The sequence below is a fragment of the Pseudomonas sp. EggHat1 genome (assembly GCF_014892995.1).
Lineage (GTDB): Bacteria > Pseudomonadota > Gammaproteobacteria > Pseudomonadales > Pseudomonadaceae > Aquipseudomonas > Aquipseudomonas chaetocerotis.
The window spans coordinates 142,523-164,049 of record NZ_JACKQK010000005.1 but is presented as its reverse complement, the minus strand read 5'-3'; the positions used below and the strand labels follow the sequence as shown (position 1 = coordinate 164,049).

Here is a 21,527-nt window from a genome sequence, read left to right as displayed (position 1 = left end):
CATGTCCGAGTTCGCCATGCTTGCCGCGGCCCTGACCTTCGTGGCGCTGCTATGCGTGGCACTTGGCATCGTCTGCCAAGGCCTGTATCGCAACCAGCAGCGACTGCTGGCCGAGCAGGCCAAGCGTGACGCCGTGCGCGATACACGGATCAGGGAGCTGAGCAAACGTCTCGACGCCTACCTGACCGGCAGCATTCGCATGGGCGAAGAGCTGCATGAGTTGCGCCGTGTGGTGGCGCCGCTGCCGGACAAGGTCAGCCAGATCGAACAGCGCGACCCCAGCAGTCTGTCGTTCACCCAGGCTGCGCGCCTGGTAGGCATGGGCGCCAGCGTCGATGACCTGACCCAGTCCTGTGGCCTGAGCAAGGCCGAGGCCGAACTGATCAGCCGCCTGCACACACCCAAGACAGGCCAGTCGCAATAGCCGTCCTTGCGCCTTGACGCATAGTCGAGCGCGTTCTTAGCAGGCCCTGCCGCCTGCGCAATCAATCCTAGCGTCCCTGTGCGCCCATCTACGCTGATAGAAGGCAGTGGTTCGTCCGGCTGTGGTCGTCACGGGGGATTGGTCATGCATCGTCTGGTTGTGTTTCTCGTTGGCTGGCTGCTCTGCCAGCCCCTGGTTGCCCAGGAGGCGCCGCTGCAGGTTGCGGGTGCGACCACCGTCAACGTCATGCAGGCCAAGCACCTGCACGACCATGGCGCACTGTTCATCGATGTACGGCCGGCCCGCGAGTGGGGTTGGGGGCATGTCGAGGGTGCCATTCATCTCGACCTGCGCGGGCACTTTGCAGCTCTGGCGCAGGTGCCGTGGCCGCGCGAGGTGCCCCTGGTCATCTACTGCGACAGTGAGGTGTGCGCGCAGAGTGCCGTCGCGGTCGAGCAGGCAGTTGGCTGGGGTTTTACCCGTGTGTTCTATTTTCGTGGCGGTTACTTTGCCTGGCAGTTGTTCGATATGCCAAGCAGCAAGGGCAGCGCCAACGAACGGCTGGCGCTCAGTTTGCCGGCCCCTTGAGCAGGGGAAGCGGCGGGGTGACGTCGCGCTCTTTGTCGGCCTCGAAACCCGGCGGGGCCTTGCCTTGCAGGTGCCAGGCGAAGGCGATGATCTCTGCAATGCAGCGATACAGTGCTTCCGGAATGGCGTCGCCCAGCTCCAGGCGCGCCAGCAGACGCACCAACTCGGCATTTTCATAAATCGGTACTTCGTATTCGCGAGCGATGGCGAGAATGGCTTCGGCCAGTTCGTCATCGCCCTTGGCGCTGAGTATCGGCGCGTTTTGCCCGTCGTAGTTGAGGGCGATGGCCTGACGCGCTTCGGACTGCGGCTTGCGGCTCATGCGGTTTCATCCACCCAGCGTTGCTCCAGCGAGGTTTTCGGCCCTTGCGGCGGCATGCCCTGGCTGCAGGCCAGCTCGCCCACCTCCAGACCTGCGGCTTGCAGGCGCTCACGCAGGGTACCCAGTTCGGCGGTGATCAGCGAAGCGGTGTCGGCGCGTTCGGCCCATAACTGGCTGGAGAGGTTGCCGCGTAGCAGTTGAGCACGAACCTGTAGCGGGCCAAGATGATCGAGGTCGAAGGCCAGTTCCACGCGCCAGAGCGTTTCCTTCTGTTCCGCTTTTTCCGCCTTGCCGCTGTCCTCGCGTTGCAGTTTGAGCTGCAGGGGAATCACCTCCTGCTGATGGCGCATGGGCAGTTCCAACTGCCAGGTGGTCAGCAGGTTGCCGTTGGCGTCGACCTGGGTTTGCGCCAGGCTCGACAGCTGGTGAGTCTGCAGTCGTGAAACGGCTGCAGCGGCGAGCTTCAGCAGGGTTTCAAGGTCTGCCTCGTCATCCATGTTCTGCAGCAAGCGCGAGGGCAGGGGAAAGGTCAGTGCCTGCTGGCGCGCCGAGCCGGTAGCACCTGCACCGAGCAGTTGTCGGGCCAGGTTGGGCAGGTTCTGATTGAGAGCGTTCTGCAGGCCGGCAAGGGGGCCTGAGGCGCCCGGCAATTGCGGCATCAGCTGGGCGATCAGGCGCAGCAGGTTGGCCTTCAGATCCTGCGGCAATGTGCCGGTCTGTCCCTGCAGCAGTTTGGCTTCGAGCAGCACACCGCTGCCTTCGAGTGCCTGCGCCAGGCCTTTGGCGGTGCTCAACTGGGTGCTGTCGGGGAGTGCGCCAAGCAGTTTGTCGATGCTGCCGCGCAGCGCTTCATCGCCGCCGCTCAGCTTCTGCAGGCCCTTGAACAAGCCCTCCAGCGACGCCTGGCGATTCTGCTGGGCTGCCAGTTGCTGGCCCAGCACCAATTGATCGAGGCGGCCGCTGAGCGGCAGGAAGGCGAGGCTCTGGCTACCCTGCACCTGGGCGCTGAGCAGGCTGCCGAGCGGCAGGGCCAGCGGGCTGTCGAGCGCCAATTGGCTGCCGGCGAGCGGGGTATTGAGCAGGTTCACCACCAGGCGGTAGAGCGTCTGCGCGCCCTGCGGCGGCAACGCGTCGCGGCTGACCACTTTGCCCTGGACCAATGTACCTGGCGGCAGTTGCTGCAGGTCGAGACTGGTCAGCGGCTTGTCGCCGCCCGCTTGCAAGGCCAGCGCCAGGCGAGTATCCGACAGGGCGGTGACCACCAGCGCACTACCCTGGGCCAGTGGCCTGGGGCTTTCGGCTTGCAGAGTCGCCTGTTTGCCACCTGCGAGGGTCAGCTTGAGTAGCAACTGAAAGCTTTGCGCCTGCTCGCGAATCGCCACGACTTCGGCCTTGGCGCTTTCGCCGGCCGCCAGCATGCCCTCCAGCGGCTGTAACAGGCGCACGGCCATGTCTGCTGCGGTCGCAGTGTTGCGGATCACCGGCACGGAAGGGGGAAGCGGGCGTGGGCTGCTGATTTCGCTCATGGGCTTTCGTGAAGCTCCGTCCTGTGCGGTGCCGTAGGGTGCGCCATGCGCACCGGTTTCGACTGCTGGTGCGCATGGCACACCCTACGCGATTAACACCCTGTCGAAAATGCTGACTGCGGGGACAGTGATGCGACATGTATAATGCCGGCCCGTTGCGCAGCGCACTTCCGGCACGCGTCAGTATAGCGGCCGGAGCACCGTCGACTTTAACCCTGCCAGGTATCGATGACCCGTCCTGTTCCCCTTCTCGAAGCCGTGGCGCTCAGCTGTGAGCGGGACTGGCGCATGCTCTTCGAGCAGCTGCATTTCGCCCTGCAACCAGGCGACATGTTGCAGATCAGCGGCCCCAACGGCAGCGGCAAGACCAGCCTGCTGCGGCTTATCGCGGGCCTGCGTCAGCCGACTTCCGGCAATATCTTCCTGCAGGGCCAGCCCCTGGCCGAGCAACGCAGCGAGCTGGCACGCAATCTGCTGTGGATCGGCCATGCCGCCGGTATCAAGGGACTGCTGACTGCCGAAGAGAATCTTGCCTGGCTCTGCGCGTTGCATCGCCCGGCCAGTCGCGAAGCGGTCTGGCAGGCGTTGGAGGCGGTCGGCCTGCGCGGTTTCGAGGATGTTCCCTGCCATACCCTGTCGGCCGGCCAGCAGCGCCGTGTCGCCCTGGCACGCCTGTATCTGGCCGATACGCCGCCTCTGTGGGTGCTCGATGAACCGTTCACTGCGCTGGACAAGAGCGGTGTGGCGCAACTCGAAGCGCACCTGGCCGGTCATTGCGAGCGTGGCGGTGTGGTGGTGCTGACCACTCACCACAGCCTGCAGCACAAGCCGGCGACTTATCGCGATCTGGATCTGGGGCAGCACGCCGCATGAGCAACGTCTTCACTCAGCTGTTGTCGCGCGAAATGCGTTTGCTTGCTCGTCGTCCGTCCGACCTGGCCAACCCGCTGGTGTTCTTTGCCATCGTCATCGCACTGTTCCCTCTGGCGGTGGGGCCAGAGACGCAATTGTTGCAAACCCTTTCTCCGGGCCTGGTCTGGGTCGCAGCGCTTTTGGCCGTGCTGCTCTCGCTGGACGGGCTTTTCCGCAGTGATTTCGAGGATGGTTCGCTTGAGCAGTGGGTCCTTTCGTCGCACCCCCTGCCTCTTCTGGTGTTGGCCAAGGTGCTGGCACACTGGCTTTTCAGTGGTTTGGCGCTGGTTTTGCTGGCGCCTGTACTGGCGCTGATGCTCGGTCTGCCTGGGCGTTGCCTGCCGGTACTGCTGATTTCCCTGCTGCTCGGCACCCCGGTGCTGAGCCTGCTCGGTGCGGTGGGCGCGGCGCTCACCGTTGGTCTCAAGCGCGGCGGCCTGCTGCTGGCGCTGCTGATCCTGCCGCTGTACATCCCGGTGCTGATTCTTGGCAGCGGGGCGCTGCAGGCGGCCTTGCAAGGACTGCCGGCTAGCGGCCACCTGTTGTGGCTGGCGAGCCTCACTGCCCTGGCGGTGACCCTGACACCTTTTGCGATTGCCGCCGGTCTGACCATCAGTGTCGGCGAATAAGAACGAACCGTGATGTAGCCCGGATGCAATCCGGGAGCTCTCGATAGCCTCCCCGGATTGTGTCCGGGCTACGTGTAGATGATGAGTCGACTGAATGAACTGGACGTGGTTTCACAAGTGGGGTTCGCCCAAGTGGTTCTATGAGATGAGCGGCCGCTGGCTGCCCTGGCTCAGCATCGCTGCCGTGGTGCTGATCGCCGCAGGCCTGATCTGGGGCCTGGCGTTCGCACCGCCGGATTACCAGCAAGGCAACAGCTTCCGCATCATCTACATCCACGTTCCGGCGGCCTTCCTCGCCCAGTCGATTTACGTGACCCTGGCCATTGCCGGGCTGGTCGGGCTGGTATGGAAGATGAAGCTGGCCGACGTCGCCTTGCAGCAGGCCGCTCCCATCGGCGCCTGGATGACCGCCATCGCGTTGCTCACCGGCGCCATCTGGGGCAAACCGACCTGGGGCACCTACTGGGTGTGGGACGCGCGCCTGACCTCGATGCTGATCCTGCTGTTCCTCTACTTCGGCGTCATCGCCCTGGGCAATGCCATCAGCAACCGTGACAGCGCCGCCAAGGCCTGCGCCGTGCTGGCCATCGTCGGCGTGATCAATATCCCGATCATCAAGTACTCGGTGGAGTGGTGGAATTCGCTGCACCAGACCGCCACCTTCAAGATCACCGAAAAGCCGGCGATGCCGATGGAAATGTGGCTGCCGCTGCTGCTCGCGGTGTTGGGTTTCTACTGCTTCTTCGGCGCCGTGTTGCTTTATCGCATGCGTCTGGAAGTGCTCAAGCGCGAAGCACGCAGTAGCTGGGTGAAAGCCGAAGTGCAGACCCTGGTGGAGGGCAAGGCATGAGTTTCGCGTCGTTCTCCGAGTTTCTCGCCATGGGTACCCATGGCCCTTATGTCTGGAGCGCCTACGGTATCAGCCTGGCGATCCTGGCGTTGAATGTGGTGCTGCCGATCCTGGCGCGCCGCCGTTACCTGCAAGACGAGGCGCGCCGTTTGCGTCGGGAGAAGTCGAAGTGAATCCGGTTCGCAAGAAACGCCTGTATATCGTTCTGGCCATTCTCTGCGGCGTCAGTATCGCCGTGGCGCTGGCGCTGACCGCGCTGCAGGAGAACATCAACCTGTTCTACACCCCCAGCCAGATCGCCACCGGCGAGGCGCCGGTCGACACTCGCATTCGTGCCGGCGGCCTGGTGGAAGAGGGCTCCGTCAAGCGTTCCGCTGATACCCTGGAAGTCGACTTCGTCGTCACTGATGGCGCCCACGGCGTGACCATTCGCTATCACGGCATCCTCCCGGACCTGTTCCGTGAAGGTCAGGGCATCGTCGCCCTGGGCCGGGTCAATGCCGAGGGCGTGCTGGTGGCCGACGAGGTGCTGGCCAAGCACGACGAGAACTACATGCCGCCTGAAGTCATGCAGGCGCTGGAAAAAAGCGGAATGATGCAGAAGCACAATGAGGCCAAAGCCGCAAAAGGCTATCAGCAGGAGAGCGCACAATGATCCCCGAGCTCGGCCATCTGGCGATGATCCTGGCGCTGTGCCTATGCCTGGTGCAGGCGACACTGCCGCTGATCGGTGCCTGGCGTGGTGACCACCAGTGGATGAGCCTGGCTCAGCCGGCCGCCTGGGGTCAGTTCGCCTTCCTGCTGTTTTCCTTCATCTGCCTGACCTATGCCTTCATGGTCGACGACTTCTCCGTCGCCTACGTGGCGAACAACTCCAACAGCGCGCTGCCCTGGTACTACAAGTTCAGCGCGGTATGGGGCGCGCACGAAGGCTCCTTGCTGCTGTGGGCGCTGATCCTGGCGGGCTGGACCTTTGCCGTGGCGATCTTCTCGCGCCACCTGCCGGAAGAGATGCTCGCCCGTGTGCTGGCGGTGATGGGCATGATCAGCGTCGGGTTTTTGCTGTTTCTGATCGTCACCTCAAACCCCTTCGAGCGCCTGCTGCCGAACGCGCCGGCCGATGGCCGCGACCTCAACCCCTTGCTGCAGGACTTCGGCCTGATTGTGCATCCGCCGATGCTGTACATGGGCTACGTCGGTTTCTCGGTGGCCTTCGCCTTCGCCATTGCCGCCTTGCTCGGCGGCAAGCTGGACGCTGCCTGGGCGCGCTGGTCGCGGCCCTGGACCATCGTCGCCTGGGCATTCCTCGGCATCGGTATCGCCCTTGGCTCCTGGTGGGCCTACTACGAACTGGGCTGGGGTGGCTGGTGGTTCTGGGACCCGGTAGAGAACGCGTCCTTCATGCCCTGGTTGGTAGGCACCGCCTTGATTCACTCGTTGGCTGTGACGGAAAAACGCGGTGTGTTCAAGAGCTGGACCGTGCTGCTGGCCATCGCGGCCTTCTCCCTGAGCCTGCTGGGTACCTTCCTGGTGCGTTCCGGCGTACTGACCTCGGTACACGCCTTCGCCACCGATCCGGAGCGCGGCGTGTTCATCCTCGCCTTCCTGCTGGTGGTGGTAGGCGGTTCACTGGCGCTGTTTGCCGTGCGCGCGCCGGTGGTCAAGAGCCAGGTCGGCTTTGGCCTGTGGTCGCGTGAGACGCTGCTGCTGGTCAACAACATCGTGCTGGTGGTATCGGCCGCGATGATCCTGCTCGGCACGCTCTACCCGCTGGTGCTCGACGCGCTGACCGGCGCCAAGCTGTCGGTCGGCCCGCCTTATTTCAACGCGCTGTTCCTGCCGCTGATGGCACTGCTGATGGCCGTGATCAGTGTCGGCGTGTTGGTGCGCTGGAAGGACACCCCGCTGAAATGGCTGGGTAGCATGCTGACGCCGGTGCTGGTGGCCAGCGTGGTGCTGGCGGTAGTTGCCACCTTCCTGCACGGCGATTTCAGCTGGGCCGTCCTGGCCGTTTGCCTGCTGGCCTTCTGGGTTATCCTGGCAGGCGTGCGCGACATTCTCGACAAGACGCGCCACAAGGGCTTGATCAAGGGCCTGCCGAGCCTGGGCCGCAGCTACTGGGGCATGCAGATGGCGCACTTCGGTTTCGCCGTGTGCGCCCTGGGAGTGGTGCTCACCAGTCTCGGCAGCTACGAGCGCGATCTGCGCATGGCGCCGGGTGAGTCGGTGGAGCTGGGCGGCTACCGCTTCCAGTTCGACGGCGCCGTGCATCATGAAGGCCCCAACTTCATCTCCGACAAGGGCACGGTGCGAGTATTCGACGGCGAGCGGCAGATCAGTGTGTTGTACCCGGAGAAGCGCCTGTACACCGTGCAGCAGGCGACCATGACCGAGGCGGGCATCGATGCCGGCTTCACCCGCGATCTGTTCGTCGCCCTCGGCGAGCCGCTGGAGCAGGGCGCCTGGGCGGTGCGTGTGCACATCAAGCCTTTCGTCCGCTGGATCTGGCTGGGCGCGTTGCTGATGGGCTTCGGCGGCTTGCTCGCTGCGGCCGACAAGCGCTACCGCATCAAGGTCAGAACCCGCGTGCGTGAAGCCCTGGGCATGCAGGAGGCCAGCGCATGAGACGCTTGCTCCTGCTGTTGCCGCTGCTGGCCTTTCTGGCGATTGCCGTCTTCCTCTATCGCGGCCTGTTCCTCGATCCGTCCGAACTGCCCTCGGCGCTGATCGGCAAGCCGTTCCCGGCCTTCAGTCTGCCGTCGCTGGATGATCCCGAGCGCACCCTCAGCGAGGCCGACATCAAGGGTCGACCTGCGCTGGTCAACGTCTGGGCCACCTGGTGCCCGGCCTGCCGCCACGAGCATCCGGTGCTGAACAAGCTGGCCGAGGCCGGTGTGGTGATCCATGGGGTCAACTACAAGGACAAGCGCGAGCCGGCGCAGAAATGGCTGCGCGACCTGCACAACCCCTATCAGCTCAACATCGAGGACGCCAAGGGCAGCCTGGGCCTGGACCTGGGTGTGTACGGCGCGCCGGAGACCTTCTTCGTCGATGCCAAGGGCATCATCCGTCACAAGTTCGTCGGCACCATCGACGAGCGCGTCTGGCGCGAGAAGCTGGCGCCGATTTACCAGCAACTGGTCGACGAGGCCCAGCCATGAAGCGTCTGCTGATTTCTGCCGGTCTGGCGCTGGGCCTGCTGGCCAGCGCGCATGCCGCCATCGATACCTTCGAGTTCGCCAACGAGGCCGAGCGTCAGCGCTATCGCAATCTGATCGAAGAGCTGCGTTGCCCGAAGTGCCAGAACCAGAACATCGCCGACTCCGATGCGCCGATCGCCATGGATCTGCGAGGCGAGATATACCGCATGCTCGAAGAGGGCAAGAGCAACGAGGAAATCATCGATTTCCTGGTCTCGCGTTACGGCGATTTCGTGCTCTACAAACCGCCGCTGACCAGCCGCACGCTGCTGCTCTGGTACGGCCCGGCCGGCCTGCTGGTCATAGGTTTCGCCGTGCTCGGGGTGATCGTCCTGCGCCGCCGTGGTCAGAACAAGGACCGCTCGGCTGCCGGCCTCTCCGTCGATGAGCAGGCGCGCCTCGCCGCACTGCTCGAACAAGCCTCTCAGGACAAGAAAGACCGATGATCGATTTCTGGTTGCCCGCCGGGCTGCTGTTGCTGACTGCCCTGGCGTTTCTGCTGATTCCGGTACTGCGTATTCGCAAGCTGCAGGCCGAAGAAGACCGCACCGCACTCAACGTCACCCTCTATCAGGAGCGCCTGCAGGAGCTGGAAACCCAGCGCCAGGCTGGTGTGCTCGATGATGCGCAGATGGAGGCCGGTCGCGCCGAGGCGGCGCGCGAACTGCTGGATGACACCGAAGGCGTGCAGCGCCGCAGCAGCGTGCTTGGCGGCAAGATTCCGCTGATCTCGGCGCTGCTGGTGCCGGTGCTGGGTGTGGCCCTTTATCTGCACTGGGGCGCTGTCGATGAGGTCGTACAGACTCGCCAAATGGCCGCTGCGCAGCCGCAAAGCATCGAGGAGATGACCGCGCGCCTGGAGCAGACCGTGCAGCAACAGCCGGAGTCTGCCGAGGCCTGGTACTTCCTCGGTCGTACCTATATGGCGCAGGAGCGTGCCGGCGATGCCGCCAAGGCGTTCGAGCGCGCCGTGGAGATCGCCGGGCGCGCCCCGGAGCTACTCGGCCAATGGGCGCAGGCGCTTTACTTCGCCGAAGGCAAGCAGTGGAGCGAGCAGATGCAGGCGCTCACCGACGAAGCGTTGAAGGCCGATCCGCAAGAGGTCACCAGCCTCGGCCTGCTCGGCATCGCCGCCTATGAAAGCCAGCGCTATGCCGATGCCGTGAATTACTGGGAACGCCTGGTCGCCGTGCTGCCGGAGCAGGACCCGTCGCGTGCGGCCATCGCCGGCGGTATCGAACGCGCCCGTCAGCAGATGGGCGAGGGCGAGCAGCCCAGCGCGGCTGCCGAGCCGAGCGTCAAGGTGCACGCGCTGGAGGTCCGCGTATCGCTGTCACCTGATGTGCAGCAGAATGTTCGGCCGGACGATGCCGTATTCGTATTCGCCCGCGCACTCAGTGGCCCGCCGATGCCGCTGGCGGTCAAGCGCCTGAAGGTCTCCGACCTGCCGGTGCAGATCAGCCTTTCCGATGTGGATGCGATGATGCCCGAACTGAAGATTTCCCGATTCGACCAGGTGCAACTGGTGGCGCGTGTATCCCGCGCAGGTAACGCCACCCAGGGCGAATGGACCGGCCAGATCGGCCCGGTTGCCAACACCTCCCGTGACGTTCAGGCGCTGCTGATCGACAGCCGCGACGGGCAGGCCCAGTGAAGCGTTTGGTGCTGGCCTGCGCACTCGGGCTTGGCCTGAGTGGCTGCGTATTGCAGCAATCGAGTGCACCGGTCGGCGAACTGCCGCCGGTGCAGCAGCCCTCGCACCCGCGCTACGCGCCACCGCCTGGGGTGAAGAGCCACTGGAACCCGGGCCTGGGCGTCTATGTGGTCGAAGGCGCACGTGATCTGTACTACCGCGAGCGCATCTTCTACCGCTGGGACGGCGGCTGGAGCTGGTCGTCGCAAGCCGGCGGGCCGTGGAAGGAAACCGACAGCTCGGGCATCCCGCCGGGATTGTTTCGCCAGTACCAGAACCGCTGATCTCGTAGGGCGGGTGAAACCCGCCAATCGGCCTGGCGGGTTGCACCCGCCCTACAACCGCATATGAAAACGGCGCCCGAAGGCGCCGTTCTTGTTGGTGCGAGCCAGGCTCAGTGCGCCCAGATCATGCCCACCAGCAGGTAGCAGATCAGCGTCACCAGCACCACACCGAACAGGTTGAGGACGAAGCCCGCCTTGATCATCGACTGTATCTTCATGTGCCCGGTGCCGAACACGATGGCATTGGGCGGCGTCGCCACCGGCATCATGAAGGCGCAGCTGGCAGCGATGGCAGCTGGAATCGCCAGCAGCTCGGCCGGCATGCCCTGGGCCACGGCCAGTGCCCCCAGCAGCGGCAGGAAGGCGGCAGCGGTGGCCGTGTTGGAGGTGACTTCGGTGAGGAAGATGATCACCAGCACCACCACGCCGATCATCGCGATCACCGGCAGCGCACTCAGTGCGCCAAGGCTCTGTGCGATCCATTCGGCCAGGCCGGTGCTGCGAATCACGCCGGCCAGCGACAGGCCGCCGCCGAACAGCAACAGCACGCCCCAGGGCAGTTTGCTGGCGCTTTCCCAGTTCATCAGAAACACGCGCTGCTTGACGTCCACCGGGATCATGAACAGTGCCATCGCCGCTGCGATGGCGATGCTGGTGTCATTGACGCCGGGCACCCAGCCGGAGATCAACGGCTGGAATACCCAGGCCAGTGCGGTGACCACGAATACCAGCGCCACCAGCTTCTCGCCACGGCTCAGTGGGCCGAGTTCGGCCAGCTCGCTGCGAATCAGCTGCGTGCTGTCATGCCCGGCCAGGTTGAAGCCGCCACGGGTCAGCCACCACCAGATGAACGCCAGCATGATCACCGCCACCGGCACGCCCAACAGCATCCACTGGCCGAAGCCGATCTGCACGTCGTAGTTGTCGGCGAGGAAGGCGGCCAGCAAGGCATTCGGCGGTGTGCCGATCAGTGTTGCGATACCGCCGACACTGGCGGCATAGGCAATTGCCAGCAGCAGTGCGGTGGCGAAGCGCTCACGGTCGGCTTCGCCGGTGCTCTGCTCGCTGGTGAGCATGCCGATCACCGAAAGGCCGATGGGCAGCATCATGATGGTGGTGGCGGTGTTGCTCACCCACATGCTGAGAAATGCCGTGGCCATCATGAACCCGGCGATCTGTCTGCTCGGCTTGCTGCCCATGGCCAGCAGCGTCATCAGCGCGATGCGCTTGTGCAGGTTCCAGCGCTCCATAGCCAGGCCCAGGACGAAACCACCGAGGAACAGGTAGATGGTCGGGTTGGCGTAGGGCGCGGTCGCGGCGTTGAGGCTGTCGATGCCCAGTGCCGGGATCAGCAGGATCGGCAGCAGCGAAGTGGCCGGGATCGGAATGGCTTCGGTCGACCACCAGGTGGCCATCAGCAGGGTCAGGCCGATGGTGGCCCAGGCGGTGCTGGAGAGACCGGCTGGTGGTTCGGTGACCAGGCAGACGAGCAGTAGCAAGGGGCCCAGAATCAGGCCAATCCAGGCAGCCTTGGCAGGTGCCGTGGATTCATTGGTGGTAACGGCCATGGCGCGCTTCCTTCAGCTAAAAAGTCGGGCTTTATAGCCCACAGGGCGACTTTATGACCACGCGGTGGTCGATCGGTTTTGCTTCAGTCTGTTTCAGGCGGGCTTTGCGCCGATGATGACGGCTCGGCCTGTCTGCTGAACAGAGGTCCACCGCAGCGACTGCAGAACGCCGCGCTGTGCTCGTGGCGGTTCTTTCGGCAATGCGGGCAGTCATGCTCCATCAGCCCGTCCTGGCGCATGGCGTTGGCCAGCTCGGCGGTGAAGATGCCTGTCGGTACGGCGATGATCGAGTAGCCGGTGATCATCACCATCGTGGCCAGCATCTGGCCGATGGGCGTCTTCGGCGTGATATCGCCAAAGCCAACGGTGGTCAGCGTCACCACCGCCCAGTAGATGCCGGTAGGAATGCTGGTGAAGCCGTTGGCCGGGCCTTCGATGACGTACATCAAGGCACCGAACACCGTGACCAGGGTCGAGACGCTGACCAGAAACACCACGATCTTCTGCTTGCTGCCGCGCAGTGCCACCAGCAGGAAGTTGGCCTGCGTCAGGTACTGGCGCAGCTTGAGCACGCGAAAGATGCGGATCATGCGGATGACGCGAACGATCATCAGGTACTGCGCATCGGCGAACACCAACGCCAGAACGGCCGGCAGCACCGCCAGCAGATCCACCAGGCCGAAGAAACTGAAGGCATAGCGCAGCGGTTTGGGCGAGCTATAGAGGCGCAGGCCGTACTCGATGGCGAACAGCGCGGTGAAGAACCACTCCAGCGCGCCGAACACATCGGCGTACTGGTTGTGGAAGCGCTCGATGCTGTCGAGCATCACCACCACCAGGCTGGCGAGAATCGCCACCAGCAGCCAGTTATCGAAACGCTGCGCTGCCGGCGTGCTGGTTTCGAAAATGATGATGTAAAGGCGCTGGCGCCAGCTCTGCCGGTTTTCCATGGCAAGGTCCAAATCAGGCGAAAGGGCACAGCGTAGGCAGTAAGGCGGAGTGAGGGCAAGGCCGTGGTTGTGCTTGCTGCTCTGTTCTCAATCCCCTTCCAGCGACGACTCCTCCCGCGGATCACCGAGCACGAAGGTTTCACCGGTGACCGCTGTGATCCGCGCGGTGCCCAGATTGAGTAGTTGCCAGTGCCATTCACCGTAACGGGTGCTCAAGGTGCCATGGGCCTGGCAGGGGCCGTAGAGATACCAGTCGTGTTCCTGGCGATGGGTGATGAGGAGGGCGTGACGCAGGAAATCGGCGACCATTGCTTCGTTGACCTTGAAGCTCTGGCAGTTTTCTTGCTCCGGGCCGAGTCCATCTTCGATCACCACGATATGGCTGACCGGGCCGATCAGGCTGGGGATTGACTCTGCGCCGGTCGTAGCGGTTGCCAGTAGCAAGCTGAGGCCGAGAATTCGTCTGTCCATGTTCTGCGCGCTCGCTTTGTAGTCCGTTGCGCGATTCTAGATCGTCGGCGTGCTGTCCTTGACTGCCTTTTGCCAACTTTGTGCACCGGCCCTGATCAGCCAGCAGGCGAGGATGAAGGGCATGGTCAGGGCGGGTAGGTCCAGCGCGCTGAAGCCGGGCTGCAGCAACAGGGCGAGCAGAATGCCGAGGGCCGGTACCAGTGGGCTGCGGTGCACCTGGGCCAGGGCGATGGCGGCGAGGGTGGCGTTGTAGCCGTAGAGGCCGGTGAGGGCACCATCGCTGGGCCAACCATGGAAAATCGCCAGGGCGAAGCCGCCGCTGGAACCCAGCAGCGCCCACAGCGCCATGCGGCCATCGGCCAGGCGCAAGCCGAGCAGCAGGCACAGACCGGCCAATGGTGAGTCGAGGAAGATCACCTGGCCCAGGCCGCGCAGCACGGCGAGTATCAGTTGCAGGAGGTTCAGCTCCGGCACTTCGGGCGCGCTGGCTGCTGGTGCAGCTGGCAGCTCCAACTGAGCGAGCAGAGCCAGCAACAGCCAACCCAGCAGCACGAAGGGAAAGGTGAAGGCAGGCAGCCAGCCATGTTTGCGCATGCGCCGCATCCAGGGGGCCAGCAGCAGGCTGGACAGAGCTGCGCTGGCGATGATCAGCACGGGCAGCAGCGGTGTCCATGGCAGTTTCAGGCTGAGCAGCAGGCCGAGCAGGATGCCGTTGTAGCCGTACAGGCCGATGGCGATGTCGGTAGGCGGGTAGCCGCGGTATTGCGCGATCAGCATCGAGGTCAGGCCGCCGAGCAGGGCGCCGCCCAGCAGTTCAGGTGCGCCGATGAGGATGGCCAGCAGCACCAGCAGGCCGCAGCCGGGATGCTGTTGCAGGAAGATCTGGGCGAAGCCGCTGAGCAGGGCGCGCAGGCCTTGCAGGGCAGGGTGTGAGGTTGGTAGTGGAGGCATGATGTATGTGCCAAGAGAGCCCTCTCCCCCAGCCCCTATCCCGCAAGCGGGAGAGGGGAGCCGTCCGTGTCGCTTGGAGGAGTCGTGTAGGGTGCGCACGGCCTGGGCGACCCCGCGACACCCTGCGAATCAATACCGCGCGTAGCCCGGATGAAATCCGGGAAGCAGGAGTCGAGCATTCCCCCGGATTTCATCCGGGCTACGAGGCGAGTCAATGCAGCGTTTCGATCCTCAGGCTATTGGTGCTGCCGGGTTGGCCGAAGGGTTCGCCGGCGGTGATCACCACGGTTTCGCCGCGCTGGGCCATGCCCTGGGCCTGGGCGATCTCCAGCGCGGTGCTGGTGACCTCCTCGACCTTGCGCAGGCGCTCGTTGACCACCGAGTAGATGCCCCAGGCCACGGTCAGGCGCCGTGCCGTGGTCAGGCTCGGCGTCAGGCTGAGGATCGGCGCCTTGGGCCGCTCGCGCGAGGCGCGCAGGCTGGAGCTGCCGGATTCCGTGTAGTTGACCAATGCCGCGACCGGCAGAATCGAGCTGATACGGCGGATAGCGCAGCTGATGGCGTCGCTGGCGGTGGCCTCGGCCTGCGGGCGACCGACGTCGAGCTGGCTCTGGTAGTCCGGGCCGGTTTCCACCTGGCGGATGATCTTGCTCATCATCTGCACGGTTTCCAGCGGGTAGTCGCCGGAGGCGGTTTCAGCCGAGAGCATCACCGCATCGGCGCCTTCGGCTACGGCGTTGGCCACGTCGGTGACCTCGGCGCGGGTCGGCGCCGGGGAGAAGCGCATGGATTCGAGCATCTGCGTGGCGACCACCACCGGGCGGCCCAGTTGGCGGCAGGTGCGCACGATATCCTTCTGGATGCGCGGTACGTTCTCGGCCGGCACTTCCACGCCCAGGTCACCGCGCGCGACCATGATGGCGTCGCACAGCTTGGCGATTTCTTCCAGGTGGATCACCGCCGAGGGTTTCTCGATCTTGGCCATGAGGAAGGCCTTGCCGCCGATCAGCTCGCGGGCTTCGACGATATCTTCCGGGCGCTGCACGAAGGACAGCGCCACCCAGTCCACGCCCAGCTCCAGACCGAAGGCCAGGTCGCGGCGATCCTTGTCAGTCAGAGGCGACAGTTGCAGCACCGCCTCGGGCACGTTGACGCCCTTGCGGTCGGACAGCTCGCCACCGGCGATGACGCAGGTGTCTACGGCATCATTCTGCTTGGCGGTCACTTTCAGGCGCAGGCGGCCGTCGTCCAGCAGCAGGCTCATGCCCGGCTGCAGGGCCTCGATGATTTCCGGGTGGGGCAGGTTGACCCGGCTGGCGTCGCCGGGCGTGGCGTCCAGGTCCAGGCGCAGGCTCTGGCCGTTGACCAGCTGCACCTTGCCTTCGGCGAAACGGCCGACGCGCAGCTTCGGCCCCTGCAGGTCCATGAGGATGCCGATGGGCTGGTTCAGCTCGCGCTCCACCTCGCGCACCCACTGGTAGCGCTGGGCGTGGTCGGCGTGCTCGCCATGGCTGAAGTTGAGGCGGAACAGGTTGACCCCGGCTTCCACCAGTTGGCGGATATGCGCGGCATCTCGGATCGCCGGCCCGAGGGTGGCGAGGATCTTCACTTTCTTGTCGGCGTTCATTGGGTTTTCTCGAGAATCAGAATGGCGCGGAAATCGTTGACGTTGGTACGGGTCGGGCCGGTGACGATCAGCTCGTCGAGGGCGGCGAAGTAGCCATAGCCGTTGTTGTTGTCCAGTTCGTCGCGGGCGGACAGGCCCTTGATGCCGGCGCGGGCGAAGCTGTAGGGCGTCATGATGGCGCCGGCGTTGTCTTCGGAGCCGTCGATGCCGTCGGTGTCGCCGGCCAGCGCATAGACGCCGGGCAGGCCCTTGAGGCTCTCGGTGAGGCTGAGGAGGAATTCGGCGTTGCGCCCGCCACGGCCATTGCCGCGCACGGTGACGGTGGTTTCGCCGCCAGAGAGAATCACGCACGGCGGCTTGATCGGCTGGCCATGCAGTTGCACCTGGCGTGCGATGCCGGCATGCACCTTGGCCACGTCGCGCGACTCGCCCTCCAGATCGCCGAGAATCAGCACCGGGAAACCGGCCGCTTCGGCTTTGGCTGCGGCGGCGTCGAGCGACTGCTGCGGCGTGGCGATCAGCTGGAAGTGGCTGCGGGCGAGTACCGGATCGCCCGGCTTGACCGTTTCCGAGCGTGGGTCTTCCAGCCAGGCGCGCACGTTGGCCGGAATGTCGATGGCATAGCGGGCAAGAATCGCCAGGGCTTCGGCCGAGGTGGTCGGGTCGCCCACGGTGGGGCCGGAGGCGATCACCGTGGCTTCGTCGCCGGGTACGTCGGAGATGGCGTAGGTGTAGACGGTGGCCGGCCAGCAGGCCTTGGCCAGGCGACCGCCCTTGATCGCCGAGAGGTGCTTGCGCACGCAGTTCATCTGACCGATGGTGGCGCCGGATTTGAGCAGCGCCTTGTTGATCGCCTGCTTGTCCTTGAGGCTGATGCCTTCTGCCGGCAACGCCAGCAGCGAGGAGCCGCCGCCGGAGAGCAGGAAGATCACCCGGTCGTCCTCGCTGAGGTTCGACACCAATTCCAGCACGCGGCGCGCGACGCGCTCGCCGGCATCGTCCGGTACCGGGTGTGCGGCCTCCACCACTTCGATCTTCTGGCAGTCGGCGCCGTGCTCGTAGCGGGTCACCACCAGGCCGCTGACCTCGCCTTGCCATTCCTGCTCGATCACCTCGGCCATTGCCGCAGCAGCCTTGCCGGCGCCGATGACGATGACGCGGCCGCTGCGGTCCGCGGGCAGGTGGTCGGCCAGCACCTGGCGCGGATGCGCGGCAGCGATGGCGGTGGCGAACAGGTCGCGCAGCAGGCGTTGCGGGTCAAAGGTCATGGCGGTGTTCTCTTGTTCTGGGGTGACACTGGATGATCGTTCCCACGCTCCGCGTGGTAACGCCCTGCGAGACGCTAAGGCGTCTGCTGTTGTGTGACGCGGAGCGTCACGGGATGCATGCCACGCAGAGCGTGGGAACGATCAATGTTCTCTCGGTGGGTCGATTCCAGTCCGCAGGCGCCGCGTTGGCAGCGACTGGGGAATGGAATCGACCAACCTGGCAATCGGGCCGTGACACCTCCTGCCAGGAAGGTCGAAAGGGTGGGCGAAACGCGGCCTTCGGGATCTGTGGGAGGCGCTTCAGCGGCGACAGTCGCGGCTAAAGCCCCTCCCACGGATTTCCTGAGAGGGCTGCGCTTACTCGCCGCGGATATTGAAGTTGGCCATGTGCTCCAGACCCTTGATCAGGGCGGAGTGATCCCAACCGCTGCCGCCGAGGGCCGCGCAGGTGCTGAACACTTGCTGGGCATTGGCGGTGTTGGGCAGGTTCAGGCCCAGCTCGCGGGCGCCGGACAGCGCCAGGTTGAGGTCCTTCTGGTGCAGGCTGATGCGGAAGCCCGGATCGAAGGTGCCCTTGATCATGCGCTCGCCGTGTACTTCGAGGATTTTCGAGCCGGCGAAGCCGCCCATCAGCGCTTCACGCACTTTGGCCGGGTCGGCGCCGTTCCTGGCGGCGAACAGCAGAGCCTCGGCCACTGCCTGGATGTTCAGCGCGACGATGATCTGGTTGGCCACCTTGGCGGTCTGGCCGTCGCCGTTGCCACCGACGCGGGTGATGTTCTTGCCCATGGCCTGGAACAGCGGCAGGGCGCGTTCGAAGGCGTTCGGGCAGCCGCCGACCATGATCGACAGGGTGGCGGCCTTGGCGCCGACTTCACCGCCGGACACCGGGGCGTCCAGGTAAGAGGCGCCGGTGGCCTTGATCTTCTCGGCGAAGGTCTTGGTCGCGGTGGGGGAGATCGAGCTCATGTCGATCACCACCTTGCCGGCGCCGACGCCCTGGGCGATGCCGTTGTCGCGGAACAGCACGTCTTCGACCTGCGGGGTGTCCGGCACCATGACGATGATGAATTCGGCTTCCTGAGCCACTTCCTTCGGGTTGGCCAGGGCGATGCCGTTATCGCCAACCAGGTCGGCCGGGGCCTTGTCGAAGTGCTCGGAGAAGAACAGGGTGTGGCCGGCTTTCTGCAGGTTCTGCGCCATGGGTTTGCCCATGATGCCGGTGCCGATGAATCCGATTTTAGCCATGAGAGATTGCTCCTGAAGAGTGGGGCTCAGATTGCGTTGTGCGCTTTCATCCAGCCGAGGCCGGCATCGGTGGTGGTTGCCGGCTTGTATTCACAGCCGATCCAGCCCTGGTAGCCGATGCGATCCAGGTGCTCGAAGAGGAAGCGATAGTTGATCTCGCCAGTGCCCGGTTCGTTGCGGCCCGGGTTGTCGGCCAGTTGCACGTGGTTGATGGCGGCCAGGTTGCTTTCAACCGTACGGGCCAGGTCACCCTCCATGATCTGCATGTGGTAGATGTCGTACTGCAGGTACAGGTTGGTGCTGCCGACCTTGTCGCGGATGTCCAGGGCCTGCTTGGTGTTGTTCAGGTAGAAGCCGGGGATGTCGCGGGTGTTGATGGCTTCCATGACTAGGCGAATGCCAGCACCGGCCAGCTTGTCAGCGGCGTAGCGCAGGTTGTCGACGAAGGTTTTCTCGACGGTGGCGCAATCCAGGCCCTGCGGGCGGATACCGGCCAGGCAGTTGATCTGCTTGTTGCCCAACACCTTGGCGTAGGCGATTGCCTTGTCGACGCCGGCGCGAAATTCCTCGACGCGGTCCGGGTGGCAGGCGATGCCGCGCTCGCCTTTGCCCCAGTCACCGGCGGGCAGGTTGAACAGCACCTGTTCCAGCTGATTGGCGTCCAGGCGGGCCTTGATCTCTTCTACCGCGAAGTCGTAGGGGAAGAGGTATTCCACGCCGCTGAAGCCGGCTTCGGCAGCAGCGGCGAAACGGTCCAGGAAGTCCACTTCGGTGAACAGCATGGACAGGTTGGCTGCAAAACGGGGCATGGTGTGCTCCTTCAATTTGGCTCCCTCTCCCCTCGGGAGAGGGTTGGGGTGAGGGAAACAGTGTCGGAATGAGCGAGGACCGCGTGCCTTGCACAGCCCTCACCCCCGGCCCCTCTCCCAAAGGGAGAGGGGAGTAGGTAGATCAATCCAGCAGCGAGATGGCGGTCGGCGCGTCGACGCCGCGCTCGGCCAGTTCCTCGAACTCGTTGATGGCGTTGATCTCGGTGCCCATGGAGATGTTGGTAACACGCTCCAGGATGATCTCCACCACCACCGGTACGCGGTGCTCGGCCATCAGGCGCTTGGCTTCGGCGAAGGCGTTCTGCAGCTCGTTCGGGTCGAACACGCGGATCGCCTTGCAGCCCAGGCCCTCGACCACGGCGACGTGATCGACGCCGTAACCGTTGAGCTCCGGCGCGTTGATGTTCTCGAACGCCAGCTGCACGCAGTAATCGATGTCGAAGCCGCGCTGCGCCTGACGGATCAGGCCCAGGTAGGAGTTATTCACCAGCACGTGGATGTACGGCAGGTTGAACTGCGCACCGACGGCCAACTCCTCGATCATGAACTGGAAGTCATAGTCACCGGACAGCGCCACGACCTGACGTTGCGGGTCGGCCTTGACCACGCCCAGCGCTGCCGGAATGGTCCAGCCGAGCGGGCCGGCCTGGCCGCAGTTGATCCAGTGACGCGGCTTGTACACGTGCAGGAACTGCGCGCCGGCGATCTGCGACAGGCCGATGGTGCTGACGTAGCAGGTGTCCTTGCCAAAGGCTTCGTTCATCTCTTCGTACACGCGTTGTGGCTTGGCCGGCACGTTGTCGAAGTGAGTCTTGCGCTGCAGGGTGCGCTTGCGCTCGCGGCAGGATTCGACCCACGCGCTGCGGTCCTTCAGCTTGCCGGCGGCTTTCCACTCACGAGCCACTTCTAGGAAGGCGTCCAGCGCGTTGCCGGCATCGGAGGCGATGCCCAGGTCCGGGTTGAACACGCGGCCAATCTGCGTTGGTTCGATGTCGACGTGGATGAACTTGCGGCCTTCGGTGTAGACGTCCACCGAGCCGGTGTGGCGGTTGGCCCAGCGGTTGCCGATACCGAACACCAGGTCGGAAGCGAGCAGGGTGGCGTTGCCGTAGCGATGCGAGGTCTGCAGGCCGACCATGCCGACCATCAGCTTGTGATCGTCGGGGATCGCGCCCCAGCCCATCAGCGTCGGCACCACCGGCACGCCAGTCAGCTCGGCGAACTCCACCAGCTTGTCTTGCGCATCGGCATTGAAGATGCCGCCACCGGCGACCAGCAGCGGGCGTTCGGCCTCGTTGAGCATGGCGATGGCTTTCTCGGCCTGGACGCGGCTGGTGCTCGGCTTGGCCACCGGCAGCGGCTCGTAGGCGTCGATATCGAACTCGATCTCGGCCATCTGCACGTCGAACGGCAGGTCGATCAGCACCGGGCCGGGGCGGCCGCTGCGCATTTCATGGAAGGCACGCTGGAAGGCGCGCGGCACCTGGCCGGGTTCCATGACGGTGGTGGCCCATTTGGTCACCGGGCCGACGATGCTGGTGATGTCGACCGCCTGGAAGTCTTCCTTGTGCATACGCGCACGCGGCGCCTGGCCGGTGATGCACAGAATCGGGATGGAGTCGGCCGAGGCCGAGTACAGGCCGGTGACCATGTCGGTGCCGGCCGGGCCGGAGGTGCCGATGCATACGCCGATGTTGCCGGCATTGGTGCGGGTGTAACCCTCGGCCATGTGCGAAGCGCCTTCGACGTGACGGGCCAGGACGTGATCGATGCCACCGAGTTTCTTCAGTGCGGCATACAGGGGGTTGATGGCAGCGCCGGGGACGCCGAACGCGGTATCGACGCCTTCGCGGCGCATCACCAGTACGGCTGCCTCGATTGCTCTCATTCTGGCCATAATCTTGTGCCTCTTTTGTTATCAGATTGTATACAAAACATCTGGATCGGATTCTATGCAGGCCATGACTTCGCGGTCAACAATTTTTCCGGTGCAGTCTGTCGCCTAGGCCAAATTCTTTTGAAACGCCCGTTTGACGGGGTTGGCAGTGCTGGCGAAGAGGTGTGGCGCGATAACTGTATACAATAAAAAATAATATTGTATGTAGTGGTTGAGTTTTTTGTTTCTGGTGGGATAGTGGGGCGAGCTTTGGATTGCCTGGGGCTGTCGGCGTGCGCAGTGCCGGCTT

23 protein-coding genes are annotated in these 21,527 nt (G+C 64.4%); 12 read left to right on the top strand and 11 right to left on the bottom strand.

Annotated features, from left to right (window positions below; genetic code table 11):
• The first annotated feature begins 1 nt into the window (after position 1).
• The gene (locus INS93_RS10805) at positions 2 to 424 is read left to right on the top strand and encodes a DUF2802 domain-containing protein (protein ID WP_192981758.1); all 423 of its coding nucleotides are present in this window, start codon (positions 2 to 4) and stop codon (positions 422 to 424) included.
• A 144-nt stretch (positions 425 to 568) separates the two neighbouring features.
• The gene (locus INS93_RS10800; RefSeq protein ID WP_192981755.1) at positions 569 to 1,012 is read left to right on the top strand and encodes a rhodanese-like domain-containing protein; all 444 of its coding nucleotides are present in this window, start codon (positions 569 to 571) and stop codon (positions 1,010 to 1,012) included.
• Here the strand turns inward: INS93_RS10800 and INS93_RS10795 are convergent.
• The gene (locus INS93_RS10795) at positions 993 to 1,334 is read right to left on the bottom strand and encodes an EscU/YscU/HrcU family type III secretion system export apparatus switch protein (protein ID WP_160017643.1); all 342 of its coding nucleotides are present in this window, start codon (positions 1,332 to 1,334) and stop codon (positions 993 to 995) included. The two genes, INS93_RS10800 and INS93_RS10795, sit on opposite strands and share 20 nt — an antisense overlap.
• Positions 1,331 to 2,860: a flagellar hook-length control protein FliK gene (locus INS93_RS10790; RefSeq protein ID WP_192981752.1), complete on the bottom strand. Its 1,530-nt coding sequence runs from the start codon at positions 2,858 to 2,860 to the stop codon at positions 1,331 to 1,333. Before INS93_RS10790 ends, INS93_RS10795 begins: the two co-directional genes overlap by 4 nt.
• Positions 2,861 to 3,088: 228 nt before the next feature.
• On the opposite strand from INS93_RS10790, the gene ccmA reads away from it, so the two are divergent.
• From ccmA to INS93_RS10740, 10 genes are all read left to right on the top strand, one after another.
• Positions 3,089 to 3,733: a cytochrome c biogenesis heme-transporting ATPase CcmA gene (gene ccmA / locus INS93_RS10785; RefSeq protein ID WP_192981750.1), complete on the top strand. Its 645-nt coding sequence runs from the start codon at positions 3,089 to 3,091 to the stop codon at positions 3,731 to 3,733.
• Complete coding sequence (gene ccmB, locus INS93_RS10780; RefSeq protein WP_003460796.1) at positions 3,730 to 4,401, top strand: heme exporter protein CcmB; 672 nt, start codon at positions 3,730 to 3,732, stop codon at positions 4,399 to 4,401. The genes ccmA and ccmB overlap by 4 nt, the downstream gene beginning before the upstream one ends.
• A 94-nt stretch (positions 4,402 to 4,495) precedes the next feature.
• Complete coding sequence (locus INS93_RS10775; protein ID WP_192981747.1) at positions 4,496 to 5,251, top strand: heme ABC transporter permease; 756 nt, start codon at positions 4,496 to 4,498, stop codon at positions 5,249 to 5,251.
• Positions 5,248 to 5,424: a heme exporter protein CcmD gene (gene ccmD, locus INS93_RS10770; protein ID WP_021489619.1), complete on the top strand. Its 177-nt coding sequence runs from the start codon at positions 5,248 to 5,250 to the stop codon at positions 5,422 to 5,424. The genes INS93_RS10775 and ccmD overlap by 4 nt, the downstream gene beginning before the upstream one ends.
• Positions 5,421 to 5,906, top strand: a complete 486-nt coding sequence (gene ccmE, locus INS93_RS10765; RefSeq protein ID WP_192981745.1) for a cytochrome c maturation protein CcmE — start codon at positions 5,421 to 5,423, stop codon at positions 5,904 to 5,906. Before ccmD ends, ccmE begins: the two co-directional genes overlap by 4 nt.
• The gene (locus INS93_RS10760) at positions 5,903 to 7,876 is read left to right on the top strand and encodes a heme lyase CcmF/NrfE family subunit (protein WP_192981743.1); all 1,974 of its coding nucleotides are present in this window, start codon (positions 5,903 to 5,905) and stop codon (positions 7,874 to 7,876) included. Before ccmE ends, INS93_RS10760 begins: the two co-directional genes overlap by 4 nt.
• On the top strand, positions 7,873 to 8,412 hold the full coding sequence (locus INS93_RS10755; RefSeq protein ID WP_093050903.1) for a DsbE family thiol:disulfide interchange protein: 540 nt from the start codon (positions 7,873 to 7,875) through the stop codon (positions 8,410 to 8,412). Before INS93_RS10760 ends, INS93_RS10755 begins: the two co-directional genes overlap by 4 nt.
• Complete coding sequence (locus tag INS93_RS10750) at positions 8,409 to 8,897, top strand: cytochrome c-type biogenesis protein (protein ID WP_192981740.1); 489 nt, start codon at positions 8,409 to 8,411, stop codon at positions 8,895 to 8,897. Before INS93_RS10755 ends, INS93_RS10750 begins: the two co-directional genes overlap by 4 nt.
• Positions 8,894 to 10,105 (top strand): c-type cytochrome biogenesis protein CcmI, encoded by a 1,212-nt coding sequence (gene ccmI / locus INS93_RS10745; RefSeq protein ID WP_192981737.1) that lies wholly within the window; start codon positions 8,894 to 8,896, stop codon positions 10,103 to 10,105. The genes INS93_RS10750 and ccmI overlap by 4 nt, the downstream gene beginning before the upstream one ends.
• The gene (locus tag INS93_RS10740; protein ID WP_192981734.1) at positions 10,102 to 10,428 is read left to right on the top strand and encodes a hypothetical protein; all 327 of its coding nucleotides are present in this window, start codon (positions 10,102 to 10,104) and stop codon (positions 10,426 to 10,428) included. The genes ccmI and INS93_RS10740 overlap by 4 nt, the downstream gene beginning before the upstream one ends.
• A gap of 110 nt (positions 10,429 to 10,538) precedes the next feature.
• On the opposite strand, the gene INS93_RS10735 is transcribed toward INS93_RS10740, so the two are convergent.
• From INS93_RS10735 to gcl, 9 genes are all read right to left on the bottom strand, one after another.
• Positions 10,539 to 11,996 (bottom strand): SLC13 family permease, encoded by a 1,458-nt coding sequence (locus INS93_RS10735; protein ID WP_192981731.1) that lies wholly within the window; start codon positions 11,994 to 11,996, stop codon positions 10,539 to 10,541.
• Between the two features lie 83 nt (positions 11,997 to 12,079).
• Positions 12,080 to 12,946, bottom strand: a complete 867-nt coding sequence (locus INS93_RS10730) for an ion transporter (protein WP_192981720.1) — start codon at positions 12,944 to 12,946, stop codon at positions 12,080 to 12,082.
• A gap of 87 nt (positions 12,947 to 13,033) precedes the next feature.
• Positions 13,034 to 13,417: a hypothetical protein gene (locus tag INS93_RS10725; RefSeq protein ID WP_192981718.1), complete on the bottom strand. Its 384-nt coding sequence runs from the start codon at positions 13,415 to 13,417 to the stop codon at positions 13,034 to 13,036.
• Between the two features lie 36 nt (positions 13,418 to 13,453).
• A complete protein-coding gene (locus tag INS93_RS10720) occupies positions 13,454 to 14,368 on the bottom strand; it encodes an urea transporter (protein WP_192981716.1) in 915 nt (304 codons plus the stop codon).
• Between the two features lie 211 nt (positions 14,369 to 14,579).
• Positions 14,580 to 15,995 (bottom strand): pyruvate kinase, encoded by a 1,416-nt coding sequence (gene pyk, locus INS93_RS10715; RefSeq protein ID WP_192981714.1) that lies wholly within the window; start codon positions 15,993 to 15,995, stop codon positions 14,580 to 14,582.
• Positions 15,992 to 17,263, bottom strand: coding sequence for a glycerate kinase type-2 family protein (locus INS93_RS10710; protein WP_192981711.1), 1,272 nt, complete (start codon positions 17,261 to 17,263; stop codon positions 15,992 to 15,994). Before INS93_RS10710 ends, pyk begins: the two co-directional genes overlap by 4 nt.
• A gap of 357 nt (positions 17,264 to 17,620) precedes the next feature.
• Positions 17,621 to 18,511, bottom strand: a complete 891-nt coding sequence (locus INS93_RS10705; RefSeq protein WP_192981708.1) for a 2-hydroxy-3-oxopropionate reductase — start codon at positions 18,509 to 18,511, stop codon at positions 17,621 to 17,623.
• A gap of 26 nt (positions 18,512 to 18,537) precedes the next feature.
• The gene (gene hyi, locus INS93_RS10700; protein WP_192981705.1) at positions 18,538 to 19,320 is read right to left on the bottom strand and encodes a hydroxypyruvate isomerase; all 783 of its coding nucleotides are present in this window, start codon (positions 19,318 to 19,320) and stop codon (positions 18,538 to 18,540) included.
• Positions 19,321 to 19,462: 142 nt separating this feature from the next.
• Positions 19,463 to 21,238, bottom strand: a complete 1,776-nt coding sequence (gene gcl / locus INS93_RS10695; RefSeq protein ID WP_160017660.1) for a glyoxylate carboligase — start codon at positions 21,236 to 21,238, stop codon at positions 19,463 to 19,465.
• Positions 21,239 to 21,527: the final 289 nt, after the last annotated feature.